The organism is Rhizobium sp. Pop5 (assembly GCF_024721175.1).
Taxonomy (GTDB): domain Bacteria; phylum Pseudomonadota; class Alphaproteobacteria; order Rhizobiales; family Rhizobiaceae; genus Rhizobium.
Map to the genome: position 1 here is coordinate 335,304 of NZ_CP099398.1, position 17,739 is coordinate 353,042.

The following is a 17,739-nucleotide window of genomic DNA, read 5'->3' on the forward strand; positions in this document are numbered from 1 at the left end:
GCGTAATCAACGGGATCGAGACGGCACACGCTTTACGGTCTTGCGCTTATTTGTGATCTTTATCCCACAATATGGACTTCGATACTTGGTGTTTCCAAGTGACAAGCAGTGTGGCCAATAATTCTAACCGCCTAGCTCTGCGTCTTCATACTTCCAGAAATGATGTCCCTGGCGGCTGAAAGGAACGCGTCCATTTGGGTTCTGGTGCCGATGCTGACGCGGATAAAATTTTCCAAACCGGCATCGGGAAAGACGGCTACAAGTATGTTCTGCCTATCCAAAGACGCTTGCCACCATTTGCCATCTCGTCCGGGTGGCACCCGAGCTAGCAAAAAGTTTGTGTGGGAGGGAATGACAGAAAAGCCCAATTGAGACAAGGCAGTGGTCGTTCTGTGTCTTTCATGTTTAATATATCTGTGGTTCTCGTCGTAGTCGGCGCGGTGCGAAAGGATACTAATGCCCACCGCATGGCCGATCACGTTCATGTTAAAGACATTTTGCAGGTTGCGTAGCCTCCCAATAAGTTCGGGATGACCAAAGCCGAAACCGACGCGAATTCCCGCGGCTGCAAAGCCTTTCGAAAGTGTTCTCAATACTAGAAGGTTTGGATGACGATCGACTAGGCGCAGGGCATCATCGGGTGCAAAGTCGACATACGCTTCATCCACCACTATCAACTGGTCCGATTGCGCGACGAGGCGGTCGATTTCAGCCACCGGAACGAATGTTCCCGTTGGATTGTTCGGATTGGCCAGCAGTATGAATTTTGCATCTTTTGCTGGACCAAGAAGCAGCTGCTCGATTGGCAGAGAATAAGACTCGCCCCATTCGATTTCGAGAAATCTGGCACCCTGCAACTTGGCCAGTTTGCGGTTAAAGGAAAAACCTGGCGATATCATCGCAACGCTATCTCCCGGGTCGAGGAATGCTCTGTAGATGAGCCCAAGCAGCTCCGACGAGCCGTTCCCGGCGACCACCTGATCCTGGGAGAGGCCATACGCGCTGGCGGCTGCGTCGCGCAAGCTCAGATTGTCATCTTCGGGATACAGATAATGCCGTTCGAGGGCCGCCAGCGCACTTTGCAACACCATCATCGGCAACGGAAACGGATTCTCATTCGTGTTTAGTTTAACGCAGTTCGCATCTCGCCCCGGTTGATTGGAGGGTAGCGCATTTAGCTGTCTCGCCATCGGCGAAAGAGCCGAAAGCACGGCTTGCAGCTTTGCATCAGCCATATCTTTTCTCCGTTTCAGTAAGCCGAGTCGTGAGCGCGTGATCGGCCGTCTCCTGTTGAAGCCACATCGGACGTTGGCGCGGGCCGCCTGCGGGCTGCTACGGTCGCCGCGTAGTTAATAGGCCAAGGACCGCCGCGGCCGCTTCAAGCCGCCAATGGTCAAGCCTCCCCACTCTCACACTCATGCGTCACTTGCTCCATTCGCCTTTCGAGGAACTGTTCGATCTCAAACGCCAACGCCGCAGGGGGTCGTGTCCCTACAGATGGTGTAGCTCGGCGGTAGCGAAGCCGCTCGCGAGCGCGCCCTCAACAGCGCGGTAGTGAGCGGGCGGCGAAGCGGTGGTCATCGATGTTCTTCAGTAGGGTTGGGTTGCTGACACCAACCTGATTCGAAGGAACCACCGATGACCGACGACATGATGAACCTGCGTGCGCTCGTGGAGAAGTCCCCCGACGCCGATCTTTTGCGCGAGATGATCGGCTTTGCCGCCGAGCGGCTGATGGAGCTGGAGGTGGGCGCTGCCACCGGTGCCGGCTATGGCGAGAAGAACCCGCTGCGGACGGCCCAGCGCAACGGCTACCGCGAGCGGGATTGGGAGACGCGCGCCGGAACCGTCGAGCTGCGCATTCCAAAGCTCAGGAAGGGCTCTTACTTTCCGGGCTTCCTGGAGCCGCGGCGCATGGCCGAGAAGGCGCTGACGGCGGTCATTCAAGAGGCCTATGTGCAGGGAATCTCGACCCGCTCGGTCGACGATCTGGTCAAGGCCATGGGTATGAGCGGCATCTCCAAGAGCCAGGTCAGCCGGCTGTGCGAGGAGATCGACGGAAAGGTCAAGGCCTTCCTCGAGCGGCCGATCGAGGGCGACTGGCCATATCTGTGGATCGATGCCACCTACCTAAAGGTCCGCCGGGGCGGCCGCATCGTCTCCGTTGCCGTGATCATCGCCGTTGGTGTCAACAACGACGGTCGCCGCGAGGTGCTGGGCATGGAGGTCGGCACCTCCGAAGCCGAGCCGATCTGGACCGAGTTCCTACGCAAGCTGACTCGCCGTGGCCTCAGAGGCGTCAAGCTGGTCGTCTCCGACGCCCACGAGGGCCTCAAGGCCGCCGTCACCAAGGTGCTAAACGCAACCTGGCAGCGCTGCCGGGTCCACTTCATGCGCAACGTTCTCGCCCACGCCGGCAAGAGCGGTCGGCGTGTCGTCTCCGCCTTTATCGCCACCGCCTTCGCCCAGGAGACGCCGGAAGCCGCAAGCACCCAATGGCGCGCCGTCGCCGACCAAATCCGCCCGAAGGTCCCGAAGCTCGCCGCCATCATGGATGATGCCGAAGAAGACGTTCTCGCCTACATGACCTTCCCGAAGGAGCACCGCGCCAAGCTGCACAGCACCAACCCGATCGAGCGCCTCAATGGCGAAATCAAGCGCAGGACCGAGGTCGTCGGCATCTTCCCCAATGACGACGCCATCGTCCGCCTCGTCGGCGCGATCCTGCTCGAGCAAAACGACGAATGGGCTGTCCAACGCGCCAGATACATGACGCTGGAAACCATCAGCCAGATGAGCGATGATCCGCTCATCAGCCTGCCAGCCGTGGCGCGCTGATCGTCCCGGCCCATGCCGGAGAACGCGGCGACCAAAGCCGCCACCTACACCACTCCCTGGGACATGATCCCGCAGGGTCGTGGCCAACCGTTTCGAGATGTAATTCAGCGCCCTCAGGGATTTCGTACGGCGAGGAAACGCCGGTGAAATTGGCGATCTTGCCGGCGAGCGCCTTCCGATAAAGCCCCTTCGGATCGCGTCGCGCGCATTCCTCAAGCGGCGTGTCGACGAGGATTTCAATAAGCTCCCCTCCTCCATCAGCTCGGCGACCTCGGCAACGCGGCGGATGTTCTCGACGCGATCGGGTTGATTGAAGCCAGGTCGCGATTGAGCCCGTGGCGCACGTTGTCGCCGTCGAGGATGTAGGTGTGCTTCCCGTGGGCATGCAGCAGCCGGTCGAGCGCATTGGCGATTGTCGACTTGCCGGAGCCGGAAAGTCCAGTGAACAAAAGGACGGCTGGCTGCTGACTCTTCATCGCCGCGCGCGCCCTTGTCAGCGTCGGTCGCCTGCCAATGCAGGTTGTCGGCGCGCCTTGCCCAGCTTTGGCTGCCACTGAAATTGAAGACCCCGGTCGGCCCTTGGGCTTTGCGAAAGAGCTCGGGAGGATCGACGTGGTCGATGAGTTCCAGCTCGTTTTCCCAGCACAGCTTCCACCGCACCTCAGAACATGCAAAGACCTCCTTTGGTATTTCCTGCTGCTGTTTTTGAAGCCCGCACTGTGCGATCGAAGCAGTGGCCGCCCCGATGCATGTCGGCGCCGTTGCTCGGGTTCGCGCTATAGCCAGTCCGGATCGTCAAATGTTTCGCCGTCACTCGCGTCTGAGATCATTCCTAATGCATCATCACGGGAGATTGGTAAAATGGATTGTATGAATGGAATTATCGATGCTTTGTATGTCGAATATACGGGTTTCTTAGACTTTGACGTGACCTCCCTGGCACTCGCGGCGTAAAGACGACCGCGCGTCCCCTCCAGCGGCCGAGAGCAGGGATGCGTTGGACCAGTTGACCCAACTGCGCCCTCCCCGGTTTACCCACCTATGTCCCGGAGTGGCGATGAACGGTCGCCAGCTAGTCCTTCGCGGTTTCTGATGGAACTTCATCAGGGACGCACGTTCTGTTTATTGAAGCTAGCGATCTACGTCCTATTCGCGATCGTCTGCAGTGGCGCTGGTAGACGCGACTTTCATGGCACGATCGCCGCTATCGCTACCGGTCTCGTCTATGCGGCTTAGTAAGCTGAAAATATCTTGCAAGATCTCTTCATCGAAAGTCCGCAACTTCACGATAGTAGCCAGCAGCAGAACCGCTTTGGTTTCAGTTTCGCCCCAAAGATAAGGTGCCGCCGGGGCGATAATCTCTTCCGGAGTGGCATCCAAAACCTCACACAGATGAATCAGTCGGCTCACGGTCAAGCGGGATACTCCATTTTCGTACCGGCCGTAGACCTGCTTAGTGATGCCAAGCAAGGGCGCCAGTTTCGAGCGCGGGAGTTTTCGCTTATCGCGGGCTTCGCGAAGGCTGATGCTGATCAAGTTTTCGAGTTCGGCGCTAAGTGCAATCCGTCCGTCAAAAGGTTTTCGATAGACCGGCTTGTCTATGCCCGGATCATCGACTTGTTGCAAACCGAGTTCATTAATCCATTGCTTCAATGGTGGTCCTGACATTGCTCCGACTGAGGTAAATGCGCCAAAGCTCTTTATACGGAAAGTGATGTGCTTGGAACCACCAATGTTTCGTTTCGATCTAATTTGGCGCATTTTGGGCCACGCGGACCTCACCCGATAGCTATCGTTCACCAAAATATATAAGTGATCGCAAGTACATAGACATAGATCATACCGAAATCGCTTCACGCAAGGATTATCCACTTGCGCCAAATTGGCTATGACCCTCAGTGATTTTGGTGATAACGGTGATCATGTCCCAGGGAGTGGTGTAGGTGGCGGCTTTGGTCGCCGCGTTCTCCGGCATGGGCCGGGACGATCAGCGCGCCACGGCTGGCAGGCTGATGAGCGGATCATCGCTCATCTGGCTGATGGTTTCCAGCGTCATGTATCTGGCGCGTTGGACAGCCCATTCGTCGTTTTGCTCGAGCAGGATCGCGCCGACGAGGCGGACGATGGCGTCGTCATTGGGGAAGATGCCGACGACCTCGGTCCTGCGCTTGATTTCGCCATTGAGGCGCTCGATCGGGTTGGTGCTGTGCAGCTTGGCGCGGTGCTCCTTCGGGAAGGTCATGTAGGCGAGAACGTCTTCTTCGGCATCATCCATGATGGCGGCGAGCTTCGGGACCTTCGGGCGGATTTGGTCGGCGACGGCGCGCCATTGGGTGCTTGCGGCTTCCGGCGTCTCCTGGGCGAAGGCGGTGGCGATAAAGGCGGAGACGACACGCCGACCGCTCTTGCCGGCGTGGGCGAGAACGTTGCGCATGAAGTGGACCCGGCAGCGCTGCCAGGTTGCGTTTAGCACCTTGGTGACGGCGGCCTTGAGGCCCTCGTGGGCGTCGGAGACGACCAGCTTGACGCCTCTGAGGCCACGGCGAGTCAGCTTGCGTAGGAACTCGGTCCAGATCGGCTCGGCTTCGGAGGTGCCGACCTCCATGCCCAGCACCTCGCGGCGACCGTCGTTGTTGACACCAACGGCGATGATCACGGCAACGGAGACGATGCGGCCGCCCCGGCGGACCTTTAGGTAGGTGGCATCGATCCACAGATATGGCCAGTCGCCCTCGATCGGCCGCTCGAGGAAGGCCTTGACCTTTCCGTCGATCTCCTCGCACAGCCGGCTGACCTGGCTCTTGGAGATGCCGCTCATACCCATGGCCTTGACCAGATCGTCGACCGAGCGGGTCGAGATTCCCTGCACATAGGCCTCTTGAATGACCGCCGTCAGCGCCTTCTCGGCCATGCGCCGCGGCTCCAGGAAGCCCGGAAAGTAAGAGCCCTTCCTGAGCTTTGGAATGCGCAGCTCGACGGTTCCGGCGCGCGTCTCCCAATCCCGCTCGCGGTAGCCGTTGCGCTGGGCCGTCCGCAGCGGGTTCTTCTCGCCATAGCCGGCACCGGTGGCAGCGCCCACCTCCAGCTCCATCAGCCGCTCGGCGGCAAAGCCGATCATCTCGCGCAAAAGATCGGCGTCGGGGGACTTCTCCACGAGCGCACGCAGGTTCATCATGTCGTCGGTCATCGGTGGTTCCTTCGAATCAGGTTGGTGTCAGCAACCCAACCCTACTGAAGAACATCGATGACCACCGCTTCGCCGCCCGCTCACTACCGCGCTGTTGAGGGCGCGCTCGCGAGCGGCTTCGCTACCGCCGAGCTACACCATCTGTAGGGACACGACCATAACGGTCGCTTCATTTCCTCGTCTAGCTCCCGGGACGTCGTGTGCGGGCATGGTGGCCTTTTGTCCTGCACGTGGAGCTCTCGGTTCACGGCAGACCAATCACGGCTCCGCGCGCTGGCTGCTCTGGTGTTTGGTTCCGGCATTTGATGGTGCAATATTTTCCTTGGCATGGAGGGAAGCACTATGGGCCAGGTTCTACACGGGAGCGCCACGACGACAGAGGCAATCCGTCGAGCAATAGTGAAGAGAGCCTGAAAACGCTTTCGAAGCGATACGGGATCAACCAGAAAACCGTGGCGAAATGGAAGAAGCGGACATCGTTGGTCGACCTTCCTACAGGCCCAAAGGACCCGCACTCGACGACCCTTTCCCTCGAAGAAGAGGCCGCTATCGTCGCCTTCCGCCGGCACACGTTGCTGCCGCTCGATGATTGCCTCTACGCTCTTCAGCCGACCATTTCACATCTGACGCGTTCGTCGTTGCACAGGTGTTTGCAGCGCCACGGCATTTCACGTCTGCCGGAGGTCAGAGGCGACAAGGAGCCGAAGAAGAAGTTCAAAAGCTATCCGATCGCTTACTTCCACATCGATATTGACGAGGTGCAGACGGCTGAGGGCAAGCTCTATCTCTTTGTCGCAATTGACCGAACATCCAAGTTCGCGTTCGCGGAACTCTACACCAAAGCCGGCAAGATGAATGCCGCTCAGTTCTTGCGCAATCTGATCGCGGCAGTGCCCTACACCATTCACACCGTTTTGACCGACAATGGCATTCAGTTCACCAACCGAGCTTGTGATCGAAATGCCTTCCAGCACATCTTCGATTGGGTCTGCGACGATCACAGCATCGAGCATCGCCTGACCAAGGTGAAGCATCCCTGGACCAACGGACAGGTCGAACGGATGAACCGAACGATCAAGGAGGCGACCGTCAAGCGCTTCCACTACGACGATCATGCGCAGTTGAAAAAACATCTGGCCGACTTTATCGACGCCTACAATTTCGGGCGCCGGCTCAAGACGTTAAAGGGCCTTACGCCTTACGAGTTCATCTGTAGACGATGGACTTTGGAGCCGGATCGATTCATCATCGACCCCATCCATCAAATGCCGGGACTAAACACCTAGGCGATGCCCTTACCTCTGAACGGCGACAGCCATGAACAGCGTTTCCAGTCTCAGCGACTCGACCCCGTTTTCGCGGAACCTGATCGTGATGTCAAAAGGCTGTTTCCGAGCCGAATGGCAAAAAGGATCGGCGCGATGGAACGGAGGCGCGGAGAGGACGGGCTTAGATTCAGCAATCGAAATCAAAGCATGCGCGCCGGCAGCTCGAATACCCACATGGCATTGAGCGGGAAAACCCAACGAGGGAGTTTAACACAGACCCTACTGTCGAAGCAAAGCGCATGCAAATAGACTTGGCGTCGCTCGCCGACGAATCGCTCGAGCATCGAGCGAGATCAACGCCAACCAAAGATCGAAAAATTGCGCAATCGGCGCGTATTGTTGATCAGACGGAAATTCGAGTGAAAAACTAAGTTGTGAGATTGCGGGTGTCTGCACACCGACGACAGCGCGTCGGCTGCGACAGCTATCACCAATACTGCTAACTACTGGTCGGGGCGTCATAGACAAACCCAGCTCACTTCACGGGCTCCGCTACATCACTGATACCTCTGTCGCTCTCGTCGTCATCGGGGATCATTCGCTGCAGGAGCCGAATAAGATCGCGCGTCGTGCCGTTCGGAAGTCTCCTAAGAATCCTCGCCAGTGTGAGACAATCCTCGGCCTCCTCCGATGTGCGGCCCCAAAGATGTGGCGCAGCTTCAAAGATCATATCGATAGGCATGAAGCCAAGAATCTCACACAGATGGATCATCCGAGTAACAGTCATTTTGGAAAATGCCCGCTCGTAGCGTCCGTATACAGGGATGGACAGACCAAGCATTGGAGCAACGTCTGCGCGAGACAGGCCCTGCGCTTCGCGTGTCTTTTTCAGGAACGCGCTGATCAATTCCTCCATGTGACCCAACGATGTAATTTCGCCGCCGAAACCTGGCTTTCGATAGATCGCCTTGTCAACCTCCGGATCGGCGGTGCTGACGAGGCCTCTCGAACTTCTGTAGCTTGCTAGATCTTCCGTCACCGCACGTCCCTGTTTTCCTGCCACTCGTTGTAGGCTTGAGCCAACCTGAACCGATTTGAACCACTTGTCATCGCCACACTACAACCGTTTTAAATACCCATTTTGGGCATTTTTTGCGTTATAGCAAATATTTGAGAGTTTAGCCAAATTGCTTCATGAATGCATTCAAAACAGTCTCGCTAGACCGATGGCCCAGTTCCATGAAAGATGAGTCGGCTATGGCCGCACCCGCCACTGAAACATCTAGGTTGCGTCGAATTTGAGCGAAAATTCACATTCAATGCTCAACATCTTCTAAGCGGTCTTCGTTGAGGACGATAAGACATGATCCTCGAAAACCGATCCATTTCCCCGTCCCACGATATCCCATTTGGCTAGCTGGGAAAGCTCCGCCGTGCTGGAAATCACTCAGCCAAGAACCCATATCGGTTACCGCTCCCGCTAGCGTGTAGGTTCGATGCTCTCTGAAAATTCCGGCATCATGGAGCAAGTGCCACAAACGTGAACTTTGCTAAACGAAGCCGCCACCTTATCGCATCCACACAAAGGGCTTGAAATAGTCGACCGTGTGGGTTATATCTTTGTGAGCAGCAGACAACGAGGCTTCCGAAAGGTCGCTGTTGCAGGTGCACCCTTAGAGGTCGGTACACCACGGTAGGGCACACGCGTTCGGCGGAAACGCCATGGGAAGGCTCCTTTAGGGGGCCTTTTTTGTTTCTAGGGCACCCTTATTTGCTGGAAATGAGCCTTTTTTACGAGTTGGCAGACGTTACACCTTCGCTTGATGCGGCTGAAATTAATTTCTTTCTGATCAGCGCTTTTTACCACCAGTTCTACGTTGTGTTCGTCTGATCTGCTCGGGAAAAGGTAATAAACAACAAGATCATTAAGGCCAGAGGTCAGGACAGGGCCTGAAACGGCAATGTTACCTGCCCAGTAAGGCATACAGAGGTAGGCACAAGATGCTCGAACGTGAATCTACCTTGCGGATGTTCGATTGTTGGGAACGAGTCGTTAATAGTCGTCATGAGGCGCGGTCACCCGAAGACAGCTCTCACGATCTGGACCCATTCACTGAACTGGATTATAGATTGCGCTGGGTAGTCTGGCTCTGAGACATTGAATTTTCTCCCGATATAAGGGCACGGGTTTGACAACCTTACGAAAGTGCTAACCCCTGAACGTGGTTTCGTTCTCCTGGTAAGGGTCCTTTCATGTTCAAATCGATACGAATAGAGCACTGACCTTTCGCTTCCGTCCTTACGACGGAGTTGTCTGCTTATGTCTCGCGTATGGACCGGAAGCCTGAACATGCTGCAGGAGCGAATTCCATCCTGAGACCGAATTCCTACGACGCTTTCTCCGCAGGAGACCGGAGGTTCGAAATACGACCAGTGCGCCTGGCCTGACCCGAGAGAGGCTTCGGGCAGCCGAGGACGACACCTACGGCCTGTTCGTCGACTTCCGTTGGCCCAAGAACGTCGGGAAGCCATATTGCCCTCGCTGTGGCTGCCTGGCGCCGTACGGCGTCGTCGTTCTGATGCTCGGAGCCGGAATGCCGCGCCGAATTTTCGGTTTTCGCCGACCGCAAGCTTTCATTCAAGAAGATCATCATGGCAATCTGGGAGGAATCACGGCCGCCAAGGGCATGGCGGCGCTCCATCTGAGCCGCAAGGTCAACGTCCAGTACAAGAGTATCCATCCGGCGAAGGCCGCGGCACTTATGATTTCGGCTCGTCTGCCATGATGCGTTCGAATCTTGTCGCGATCGCATTGCTCGTCGACAAGGAACTGCCGAACACCTCCTTCCCAGGTGCGGATATCGGCGAGGAACTCCTTCAAGCTTTCGATGCCCCGGTCGGTGAAGGTCGTGATGCCCTCTTCGCTGCCGTCATGGGCATGGATCATCTCACCATAGTCGATGTTGTCGGAGTTGCTGGCGACCTCCTGGATGAGTTCGAGGTTCTCGCCAATCAGCGTGGCGACGTAGTTGATCGTGTAGACATGCGTCGGGCGCGCCATCAGGCCGCCATCTGCCGGGCGCTTCCGGCGGGCCAGTTCCACGGCAGCAGTTCCGGCAGCCGTGATACGGGAATGCCAGGCATGCGGGCGAGCACGTCCGCCAACCAGGCCTGCGGATCGATATCGTTCGTCTTTGCCGTGACGATTAGGGAATACATGAAGGCAGCACGCTCGCCTCCGCGCTGGGAACCGGCGAATAGCCATGCCTTTCTTCCGAGAGCAATGCCCCGTTCATTCTGCCCATGTCGGCGATGAAGTCGAGGTTCACTATCGCTGGCATCCATATTTTGGCCAGAAGGTTTCCATTCGTCGCGTCGAAGAACGAGCGACAGGCCGGTTTTTGAAGGTTCTGGGGCCGACAGGTGTCGTCATCGCGATCTCAGGGTGGATGATCGATCCCGTGGTCTGCCGCGGCATGACCATGGGAACGCCACGCGTCGATCTTGCGACGCTAATCGAATTGAACAGGCTGGTCTCTGGCGGCAGCAAAGCGGCACCCTTCCGAAGTGGACGTAGAATCACTCAGGAGGACCATGATGAGATCCCGCAATACGCTGGTGCCGGCGTCGGGCCGGCAGCTCGACCTGATATTCGAGGAGCTCAACGATGACCATCACTGATTTGATTCCGACAGCGCTGCTCGCGCGCAAGGCCGTCGTTTATGTGCGGCAATCCACTCAGTCGCAGGTTATAACCAATCTGGAAAGCCAGCGACGGCAGTATGATCTTGTTGACATTGCGCGACACCACGGCTTCAGCCACGTCGAGGTGATCGACGACGACCTCGGGCGCTCTGCCAGCGGAACCGTCGCCCGTCCGGGCTTCGATCGTCTCGTCGCCCTACTGTGCGCCGGCAAAGTTGGTGCCGTTTTCTGCTTCGATGCTTCACGGCTTGCGCGCAACGGTCGGGACTGGCATCACCTGCTCGAACTGTGCGGCCTGGTCGAAGCCCGCGTCATTGACCATGACGGCGTCTACAATCCATGTCGACCCAACGATCGGCTGCTGCTGGGAATGAAGGGCAGTATCAGCGAGTTCGAACTGGGCGTGCTGAGAGCCCGGATGCTCGATGCCGCCAGGTCGAAGGCGCGCCGTGGCGAACTGCGACTTTCTGTTCCGTTCGGCTACATTTGGCATCGGGAGGCCGGGCTTGGGCTCGATCCTGATCTGCGTCTGCAAGAGGTAATTCGATCCATCTTCGCCCGCTTCCACGACCTTGGAAGCGCGCGTCAGGTGCTGCTGTCGATGACGAAAGATCACATTCACTTCCCTCGGCCGTCGGATGAAGGGCGCATGACCAACTTCGTATGGATGCCAGTACGTTATCGCAATGTGATCGGCATCCTCAAAAACCCCTTCTACGCCGGCGTTTACGTCTATGGGAAGAGCGAGAAGCGGACTGCCATCGTCGATGGATGGGCTCGGCGCAGTTACGGGCACGGCAAGCCCGTCGGTACCTGGGAGGTGATGATCCGGGACCATCACGAAGGTTACATTAGTTGGGGCGAATACGAGCGTAACCAACAGCAACTGGCCCTCAATAATTATGGCCGATCGGGTGGGACTAAATCGGGCCGCGGCGGCAAAGCATTATTATCAGGTCTCCTGACCTGCGGACGGTCTGGACGGCGACTGAGTGTTGCCTATACGGGAAATCCACAAAATCCTGTCTATCGCTGCTATAAACAGAACCTGATGATGGGCTTGCCCCGTTGCATGACGTTCGGCGGCTCGAAGGTCGATGCGGCGGTTGCGCGCGAGTTGTTGCGCGCGGTAGAACCATTAGCGATCGAGGCGACTTTTAAAGCAGAGCGGATGCACCGGGAGCGACAGGAAGACCAGCGCCACATTCACGATCTGGAGCTACAACAGGCCCGCTACGAGGCTAGCCTCGCCGAGCGCCGCTATGCGGCATGCGATCCCGACAACCGCCTGATAGCTGCACAGCTTGAGAAGAATTGGGAAACGGCGCTACGCCGCGTCCGTGATCTGGAAGTGCGCGGCCTACCGAAAGTCCTTCAACCATCGAAGTTGACCCAGGCACTTTCGCAAACCTCGCCGACAATCTGCAGGCGGCCTGGGAGTCGCCGGATGTCACCATGCGCGTGCGCCAGCAACTGCTACGTACATTGATCGCCGACATTGTTGTCGATGTCGTGATGAGGTGCGCGACGTGGTGCTGACCATCCATTGGAAAGGCGGTCAGCATTCGGAGCTCAAGGTTCGCAAGCCCCAGACGGTTGAACACGGGTGCGCCACAACGGAAGATGCTTTGGCAGTGATGCGGAGCATGGCAGGACGCTGGTCCGATGAACATATCGCCGCGTCGCTCAATCGAATGGGAATGCCCACGGGGCAAGGAAAAACCTGGACTGCACACCGGGTCGCTTCAGTAAGGCGGGTCCGGGCCATTCACGCGTACAAATCAGCCGATAAAGAGGGCGAATGGCTGACCATGACAGAGGCGGCGGCGGTTTTGGGCGTGACCAACCACCGAATACGCCACCTGATCAAGACGAACGTGTTGTCTGCCGAGCAGGTGGTTCCCGGCGCGCCGTATCAAATCCGGGCCAGCAATCTGACTTCGGCAACCGTCCAAGCCGCGATAGCCCGAAAGGGCCGCCCGTGTCGCATTGCTGACACCGAGACGCTTCCAATGTTTACAGATACTTAAAGAGGGAGTGCACAATGACTCAGGTCCGGCAACGCCGCGCAGGGCTCGTTCGGCGGCATTGTTCGTCAGACACAGTCTGCCGTCGTCGAGGAACCGGGCGAAGGCTTCCCAGCGACCCTCCTTCTCGAACATGTAGTTGATCGCCTTGGCGACGGGGTTGTGCTTCGACATTTGCCCGCGCTGGGCCATGAGCCAATCGTGCAGTTCTTCGACGAGCGGGCGAGCATGTTGCAGCCTCGCTGCGAGCCTATCCTCGGCAGGCATTCCGTTTATGCCGCGCTCGATGTCGAAGAGCGCGTCGATGCGGGCAACGGCCTCAAGCGCGACGGGCGATATCTCGTGGGCAGGTTTGCCCTTGCGCACGTTGCCGGCGATGTCAGCGAGTTCGAAGAATTTGCGCCGCGCGTGGCTCCAGCAAAGTGCGCTGATCACCAGCGCGGGGCGGCGGTCGGCACGATAGAGGTCGTTGTAGCCGCCATAGGCATCGGCTTGCAGGGTGCCGTGCCATCCGGCGAGATGCGTGTTGGGGTGGGTCTTCTCGCGATCGGGAGAGAAGTGGAAGAGTGCGGCGGGAGGCGCGCCGCCCGCGAAAGGGCGGTCATCGCGGACGTAAGTCCAGAGCCTCGCCTGCTTTGTTGCTCCCCTGGCCAGAAGCGGCACGGTGGTGTCGTCACCATGCAGCCGCTCGGCGGCCAGAACATGGGCACGGATCAGGTCATGGATCGGCTGCAGGGCCGTCGTGCAGGCTCCGACCTGATCGGCCAGTGTGGAGAGACTGAGAGCGACGCCTTCCCTGGCGTAGCGCTCAGCCTGGCGGTTCAATGGCTGATGTTGGCCGAACTTCTCGAACAGGATCGTCGCCAGCAGGTGCGGTCCTGCCCATCCCCGCATGTCGCATGGAAAGGGGCCGGTGGCTGGCTGATCTTCTCGCAGTCCCGGCAGGTGAACTTCTCGCGCACCGTCTGGATCACCTTCCACTGGCGCGGAATGATCTCCAGCGTCTCGGTGATGTCTTCGCCCATCTTCACGATGCGGTGCGAGCCGCAGCAGGTGCAGGTCGACGGGGCATCGATGACCAGGCGCTCGCGCGGCAGGTGCTCGGGAAACGGCTTGCGGGCCGGCCGGCGGCGTTCGAAAGCGGAGACATTTGTGATTCTCGTCGCCACGCGTTCCGCAGCGATCTCGTCTTCGGTGGCGTCGGCTTCAAGTTCTTCGAGCTGCAATTCCATTTGCTCGATCAGCCGGGCGCGGCGCTCCGAGCTCTGGCCGTACTGCTCGCGACGTATCTTGGCGATCTCGAGCTTGAGATGCCGGATCATCGCCTCAGACGTCGTCACGACCGCGCGCACCTGTGCGAGGTCGGCCTCGGCAGAGGCGGCACGCGCTTCCGATGCCGCAAGCGCGGCGCGCAGTCTGGCTATCTCCGAAGCAGCATCATCCATGGCCGAAAGCTACCATGCCGCATGCCGAAAGCCCAACAAAAACAGAGGAATGCAGGCGGTCAGCCTGCCTTCGAAGGCCGCTGCGTCCAGCGCGGGTTGCGCCAGTCGATCCCTTCCAGGAGATAGCCGAGCTGCGCCGACGATACAGGCACGGCGGAGCCATTCTGGCTGACCGGCCAGATGAACTTTCCAGCTTCCAGCCGCTTCAGGTAAAGCGACATGCCGACGCCGTCATGCCAGAGGACCTTGATCAGGACACCCTTGCGACCCCGGAAGCAGAAGACTTCGCCGCCATGAGGATCGCGGCCAAGACCTTGCTGAACCTTCAGCGCCAGGCTGTTCATGCCGCAACGCATGTCCGTCACCCCGCCCGCGATCCACACCTTTACCCCCGCGGGAAACGCGATCATGACCCATCCACGACGGGCAACAGGCGGGCAAGAATGGTCGGATCAAGCGAGGCTGGGATCGTCAGCCCTCGGCCATTCGGCAGGCCGATCTCGATCGTCATGTCGTCTTCAAATCGCGGCCGTGAGGCTACCTCGCAAGATGCCGCCGCCGGTGGCGAAATCGTAAGTGGCACGAAGCCCGTTGTAGCGGAACTGCTCAGAAGACCACTACGGTATTCCCGACGCCAACGGGTCAACAATGACCGTGACAATCCATATCGCCGCGCCGTCACCGAGCCTTTCCGAAAGCCTTGTAGACTTTCCTCGACGATCCGAACCTTCTCTTCGTCCGACCAATCCCGTCGGCGACCAAGATCGTCGACGGACAAGACCTCAATGGGGGAAATGATTGTAGCGCATGACATAAGGCATGGACTTAAAGCCAATCAGCAAGTCAGGACAGACGGCCTTCGCCGGATGGGTACGTACAAGACCGCCTACTTCCTGCTGCAGAAGCTCCGGGAGGCAGCCGACCTTCGCCGTGATGCGATCAAGCTGCACGGTACGGTGCAGATCGACGGCAAGTATGTGGGCGGCGTCCTCCGCAAGGTGACAAGAAGGAAGAGCGCAAGGACGGGCGCAAGAAGGAAAATCAGAACGGCAAGCGTATGTGAGTTCTGGCGCTGAGGGAGGCCAACCGCCATGCACCGAACAGAACGGTGACGCGGGTGATCCTGGACGAGAACGGCAAGGATGCATGGGCGGCCGTCGCCAAGCATGTGGAGCCGAAGGCGCTCCTGATCGCTGACGAACACAAGGCGCAACCAGGGCTTTGAAAGAAAGCGCTGTATAGATCCACCTGCTCCGCCCTTTTAGTCCGCTAGCAAAAGGCGGTAGGGGACCGACTTTTCGAAGCGGTTTCCTGCCGGCCGACAAGGGCTACGGCAGCGCTGAAATCCTCGCCAAGCCGGTCGAGTGTAAGGCTTCGGCAACATCGCGCCGAAGAACAACTGGAAGGCTCAGTCGTCTTCTCACGCTGGGTCTATCGGCAGCGTAACCTCGTGAAACGTCAAAAGCATCGGTTCGATCGTAATTGACGCAAAGCTGACAGTCGTGTGCGATCGCGCACATTGACAGGCTGGCATGATGCAAGCGCCGACGTGCATTGTGACCTCAACCCAAATCACTCCAATGCTGGGTTGGCCTTCGGACGGATCGCTCGCAAGGTTGACGCTGTTCAAATACTAGGCGGAGTGGCACAATCCGCGACTCCCGACACACGGTGAGCACCGGAAGACGCCTTCTGTCGCCATTGAAACATTCACTAACAATGATCTGGTGGCACACCAATTGCTTGTAGGAGCCCAGATCTCTGCCAGCAATGGTTCCGGTCCAAGCTCCAGTGGCTACTATCGACGATGACCAACACCTTTAGATGTAAGGCCCATCTTCGCCCATGTCGTACCGTACGAACGGAGCTCGTCAGCGATCATCACGCGCGGCGGCGTGCAGCCGATCCAAAGAGCTTTGTCACCAGCCACTGCTCAGCGCGGGAGCCTCTTCAGCTTTGGACCAAGACGTTGAGAGCGATGCCATTCTGGCCGACAGCGCCGCCGGAGCCAATGTTCTTCGCGCGCGATCGAAGTAACCGACGTTCAGATGTCAGGTCGCCACGAATGAGACTGCTTCAAGGGATTCCAGTGGGAGATCGCCTTGCCGAGTTAAGGCTCCCACTGGCACACGGTTTCATTGGTCACGCCGGTGCCGCATGTTGGCCGCCGCAATCCGCTAAACTTAACGGTGCCTTAGAACCTGAAGAGACACAGCGAAATCGGCCTTTTGTTTGGCACCGGTTGGACTAGGCCCGTTTTCGTTTTCGTCTCAAAAGTGGAGATGCGATATGATTTCGAATCACCAAGCCGACGTGGTTGGCGATAGCGACAAGCTCATCGAGCAAGCGCTGCGAGCTGCCATGGATACTGCTCTAAGTCCGGCTGCGCCGGCTCACCTGCGTGGAGCGCTGGACGCGGCAGTGTTTCCAGGGGGCTCCCGGATGCGCCCCAAGCTCTGCTTGAAAGTCTCCTATGTGTGCGGCGAAAAAGATCCTGAGCTGGCGACAAGAGCCGCGGCAGCAATTGAATTGCTGCACTGTGCCTCGTTGGTGCATGACGACTTGCCTTGCTTCGATAACGCGGCGCTACGCCGCGGCAGACCAACGGTGCACCGGCTTTTCGGAGAGCCTATCGCCGTTTTGACCGGCGATGCCTTGATTGTGATGGCTTTCAAATACCTCAGCTTGCAGGCTGCGCTAACACCTGAGTTGGGCGCGCGCATGATCGAGGTGGTTGCGGAGGCGGTCGGCCCCAGTCACGGACTGATCGCCGGACAGTCGATGGAGGCAATGACGCACGTCCCAATCGACCGCTATCACCATTACAAGACCGGCTCCCTCTTTGTCGCGGCGGCCACTTGCGGTGCCCTGGCAAGTGGTGCAGATCCGGCCCCATGGTCTAAGGTGGGGGAATTGCTCGGGCACGCGTATCAGATCGCCGACGACATCGCAGATACAGTCGGCCGCGCAGAAGTGCTTGGCAAATTGCCTGCCGTGGACACGCAGCTGAATCGACCTAGTATCGTTCGCGGCCAAGGATTGGACAGCGCAGCCGCCAGATTTTATGCGTATCTCGAACAGATAGGTGACACCATTCCTGCCAGCCCTCAAAAACGGTCCTTCGTTGACTGGCTTAATCATGCACTTTGCAAAGGCGTGGCTGGACCGGGAAAAGCCGGTCTGATTCAACAAACGGCGCTGGATTGCGCGCCTTTGTAAGCCCGAGTTACGGTACGCATAACCTAGCCGGCGGCATCATTACCGCTTCA

11 protein-coding genes and 7 pseudogenes are annotated in these 17,739 nt (G+C 58.3%); 7 read left to right on the forward strand and 11 right to left on the reverse strand.

The window, feature by feature from the left end; translation table 11 throughout:
• Window positions 1-131 precede the first annotated feature (131 nt).
• Window positions 132-1,235, reverse strand: coding sequence for a histidinol-phosphate transaminase (hisC, locus tag NE852_RS01585; protein WP_008536542.1), 1,104 nt, complete (start codon window positions 1,233-1,235; stop codon window positions 132-134).
• 403 nt (window positions 1,236-1,638) lie between these two features.
• On the opposite strand from hisC, the gene NE852_RS01590 reads away from it, so the two are divergent.
• Window positions 1,639-2,838 carry an IS256 family transposase gene (locus tag NE852_RS01590; RefSeq protein ID WP_008536727.1) on the forward strand — a complete coding sequence of 400 codons (1,200 nt, stop codon included), beginning with the start codon at window positions 1,639-1,641 and terminating at the stop codon, window positions 2,836-2,838.
• On the opposite strand, the pseudogene NE852_RS01595 reads toward NE852_RS01590, so the two are convergent.
• From NE852_RS01595 to NE852_RS01610, 4 genes and pseudogenes are all read right to left on the reverse strand, one after another.
• Window positions 2,813-3,372 (reverse strand): annotated as a pseudogene (locus NE852_RS01595) (adenylyl-sulfate kinase); the annotation flags it as partial. The gene NE852_RS01590 and the pseudogene NE852_RS01595 sit on opposite strands and share 26 nt — an antisense overlap.
• A gap of 42 nt (window positions 3,373-3,414) precedes the next feature.
• Window positions 3,415-3,498, reverse strand: a pseudogene (locus NE852_RS01600) (adenylyl-sulfate kinase); the annotation flags it as partial.
• A gap of 486 nt (window positions 3,499-3,984) precedes the next feature.
• Window positions 3,985-4,491: a helix-turn-helix domain-containing protein gene (locus tag NE852_RS01605; RefSeq protein WP_004671987.1), complete on the reverse strand. Its 507-nt coding sequence runs from the start codon at window positions 4,489-4,491 to the stop codon at window positions 3,985-3,987.
• A gap of 334 nt (window positions 4,492-4,825) precedes the next feature.
• Window positions 4,826-6,025, reverse strand: a complete 1,200-nt coding sequence (locus NE852_RS01610; RefSeq protein ID WP_008536727.1) for an IS256 family transposase — start codon at window positions 6,023-6,025, stop codon at window positions 4,826-4,828.
• 342 nt (window positions 6,026-6,367) lie between these two features.
• On the opposite strand from NE852_RS01610, the pseudogene NE852_RS01615 reads away from it, so the two are divergent.
• Window positions 6,368-7,311, forward strand: a pseudogene (locus NE852_RS01615) (IS481 family transposase).
• A gap of 517 nt (window positions 7,312-7,828) precedes the next feature.
• On the opposite strand, the gene NE852_RS01620 reads toward NE852_RS01615, so the two are convergent.
• From NE852_RS01620 to NE852_RS01630, 3 genes and pseudogenes are all read right to left on the reverse strand, one after another.
• Entirely contained in the window at window positions 7,829-8,332 is a 504-nt protein-coding gene (locus NE852_RS01620) for a helix-turn-helix transcriptional regulator (RefSeq protein WP_010069248.1), read from the reverse strand.
• A 1,721-nt stretch (window positions 8,333-10,053) separates the two neighbouring features.
• Window positions 10,054-10,354 (reverse strand): annotated as a pseudogene (locus NE852_RS01625) (hypothetical protein).
• Window positions 10,354-10,584: pseudogene (locus NE852_RS01630) on the reverse strand (transposase domain-containing protein); the annotation flags it as partial. The pseudogenes NE852_RS01630 and NE852_RS01625, both read right to left, overlap by 1 nt.
• Window positions 10,585-10,960: 376 nt before the next feature.
• Between NE852_RS01630 and NE852_RS01635 the strand changes: the two are divergent.
• Window positions 10,961-12,487: a recombinase family protein gene (locus NE852_RS01635; RefSeq protein WP_258155596.1), complete on the forward strand. Its 1,527-nt coding sequence runs from the start codon at window positions 10,961-10,963 to the stop codon at window positions 12,485-12,487.
• A 292-nt stretch (window positions 12,488-12,779) separates the two neighbouring features.
• On the opposite strand, the gene NE852_RS01640 is transcribed toward NE852_RS01635, so the two are convergent.
• From NE852_RS01640 to NE852_RS01650, 3 genes and pseudogenes are all read right to left on the reverse strand, one after another.
• Window positions 12,780-14,470 (reverse strand): IS66 family transposase gene (locus NE852_RS01640; RefSeq protein WP_258155598.1). Its coding sequence is split into 2 segments (ribosomal slippage): window positions 12,780-13,918 and window positions 13,918-14,470, totalling 1,692 coding nucleotides; the frame shifts between segments, so codons are not numbered across the junction.
• A 59-nt stretch (window positions 14,471-14,529) separates the two neighbouring features.
• The gene (gene tnpB / locus NE852_RS01645) at window positions 14,530-14,880 is read right to left on the reverse strand and encodes an IS66 family insertion sequence element accessory protein TnpB (protein WP_008536529.1); all 351 of its coding nucleotides are present in this window, start codon (window positions 14,878-14,880) and stop codon (window positions 14,530-14,532) included.
• A 242-nt stretch (window positions 14,881-15,122) separates the two neighbouring features.
• Window positions 15,123-15,284: pseudogene (locus tag NE852_RS01650) on the reverse strand (IS66 family insertion sequence element accessory protein TnpB); the annotation flags it as partial.
• Here NE852_RS01650 and NE852_RS01655 point away from each other — a divergent pair.
• From NE852_RS01655 to NE852_RS01670, 4 genes and pseudogenes are all read left to right on the forward strand, one after another.
• Window positions 15,256-15,546 carry a hypothetical protein gene (locus NE852_RS01655; protein ID WP_008536527.1) on the forward strand — a complete coding sequence of 97 codons (291 nt, stop codon included), beginning with the start codon at window positions 15,256-15,258 and terminating at the stop codon, window positions 15,544-15,546. The pseudogene NE852_RS01650 and the gene NE852_RS01655 overlap by 29 nt on opposite strands.
• A 32-nt stretch (window positions 15,547-15,578) precedes the next feature.
• Window positions 15,579-15,695, forward strand: coding sequence for a transposase (locus NE852_RS01660; protein ID WP_008536526.1), 117 nt, complete (start codon window positions 15,579-15,581; stop codon window positions 15,693-15,695).
• Between the two features lie 86 nt (window positions 15,696-15,781).
• A pseudogene (locus tag NE852_RS32695) lies at window positions 15,782-15,929 on the forward strand (IS5/IS1182 family transposase); the annotation flags it as partial.
• Between the two features lie 830 nt (window positions 15,930-16,759).
• Entirely contained in the window at window positions 16,760-17,689 is a 930-nt protein-coding gene (locus NE852_RS01670) for a polyprenyl synthetase family protein (protein WP_008536525.1), read from the forward strand.
• The last annotated feature ends 50 nt before the right edge of the window (window positions 17,690-17,739 follow it).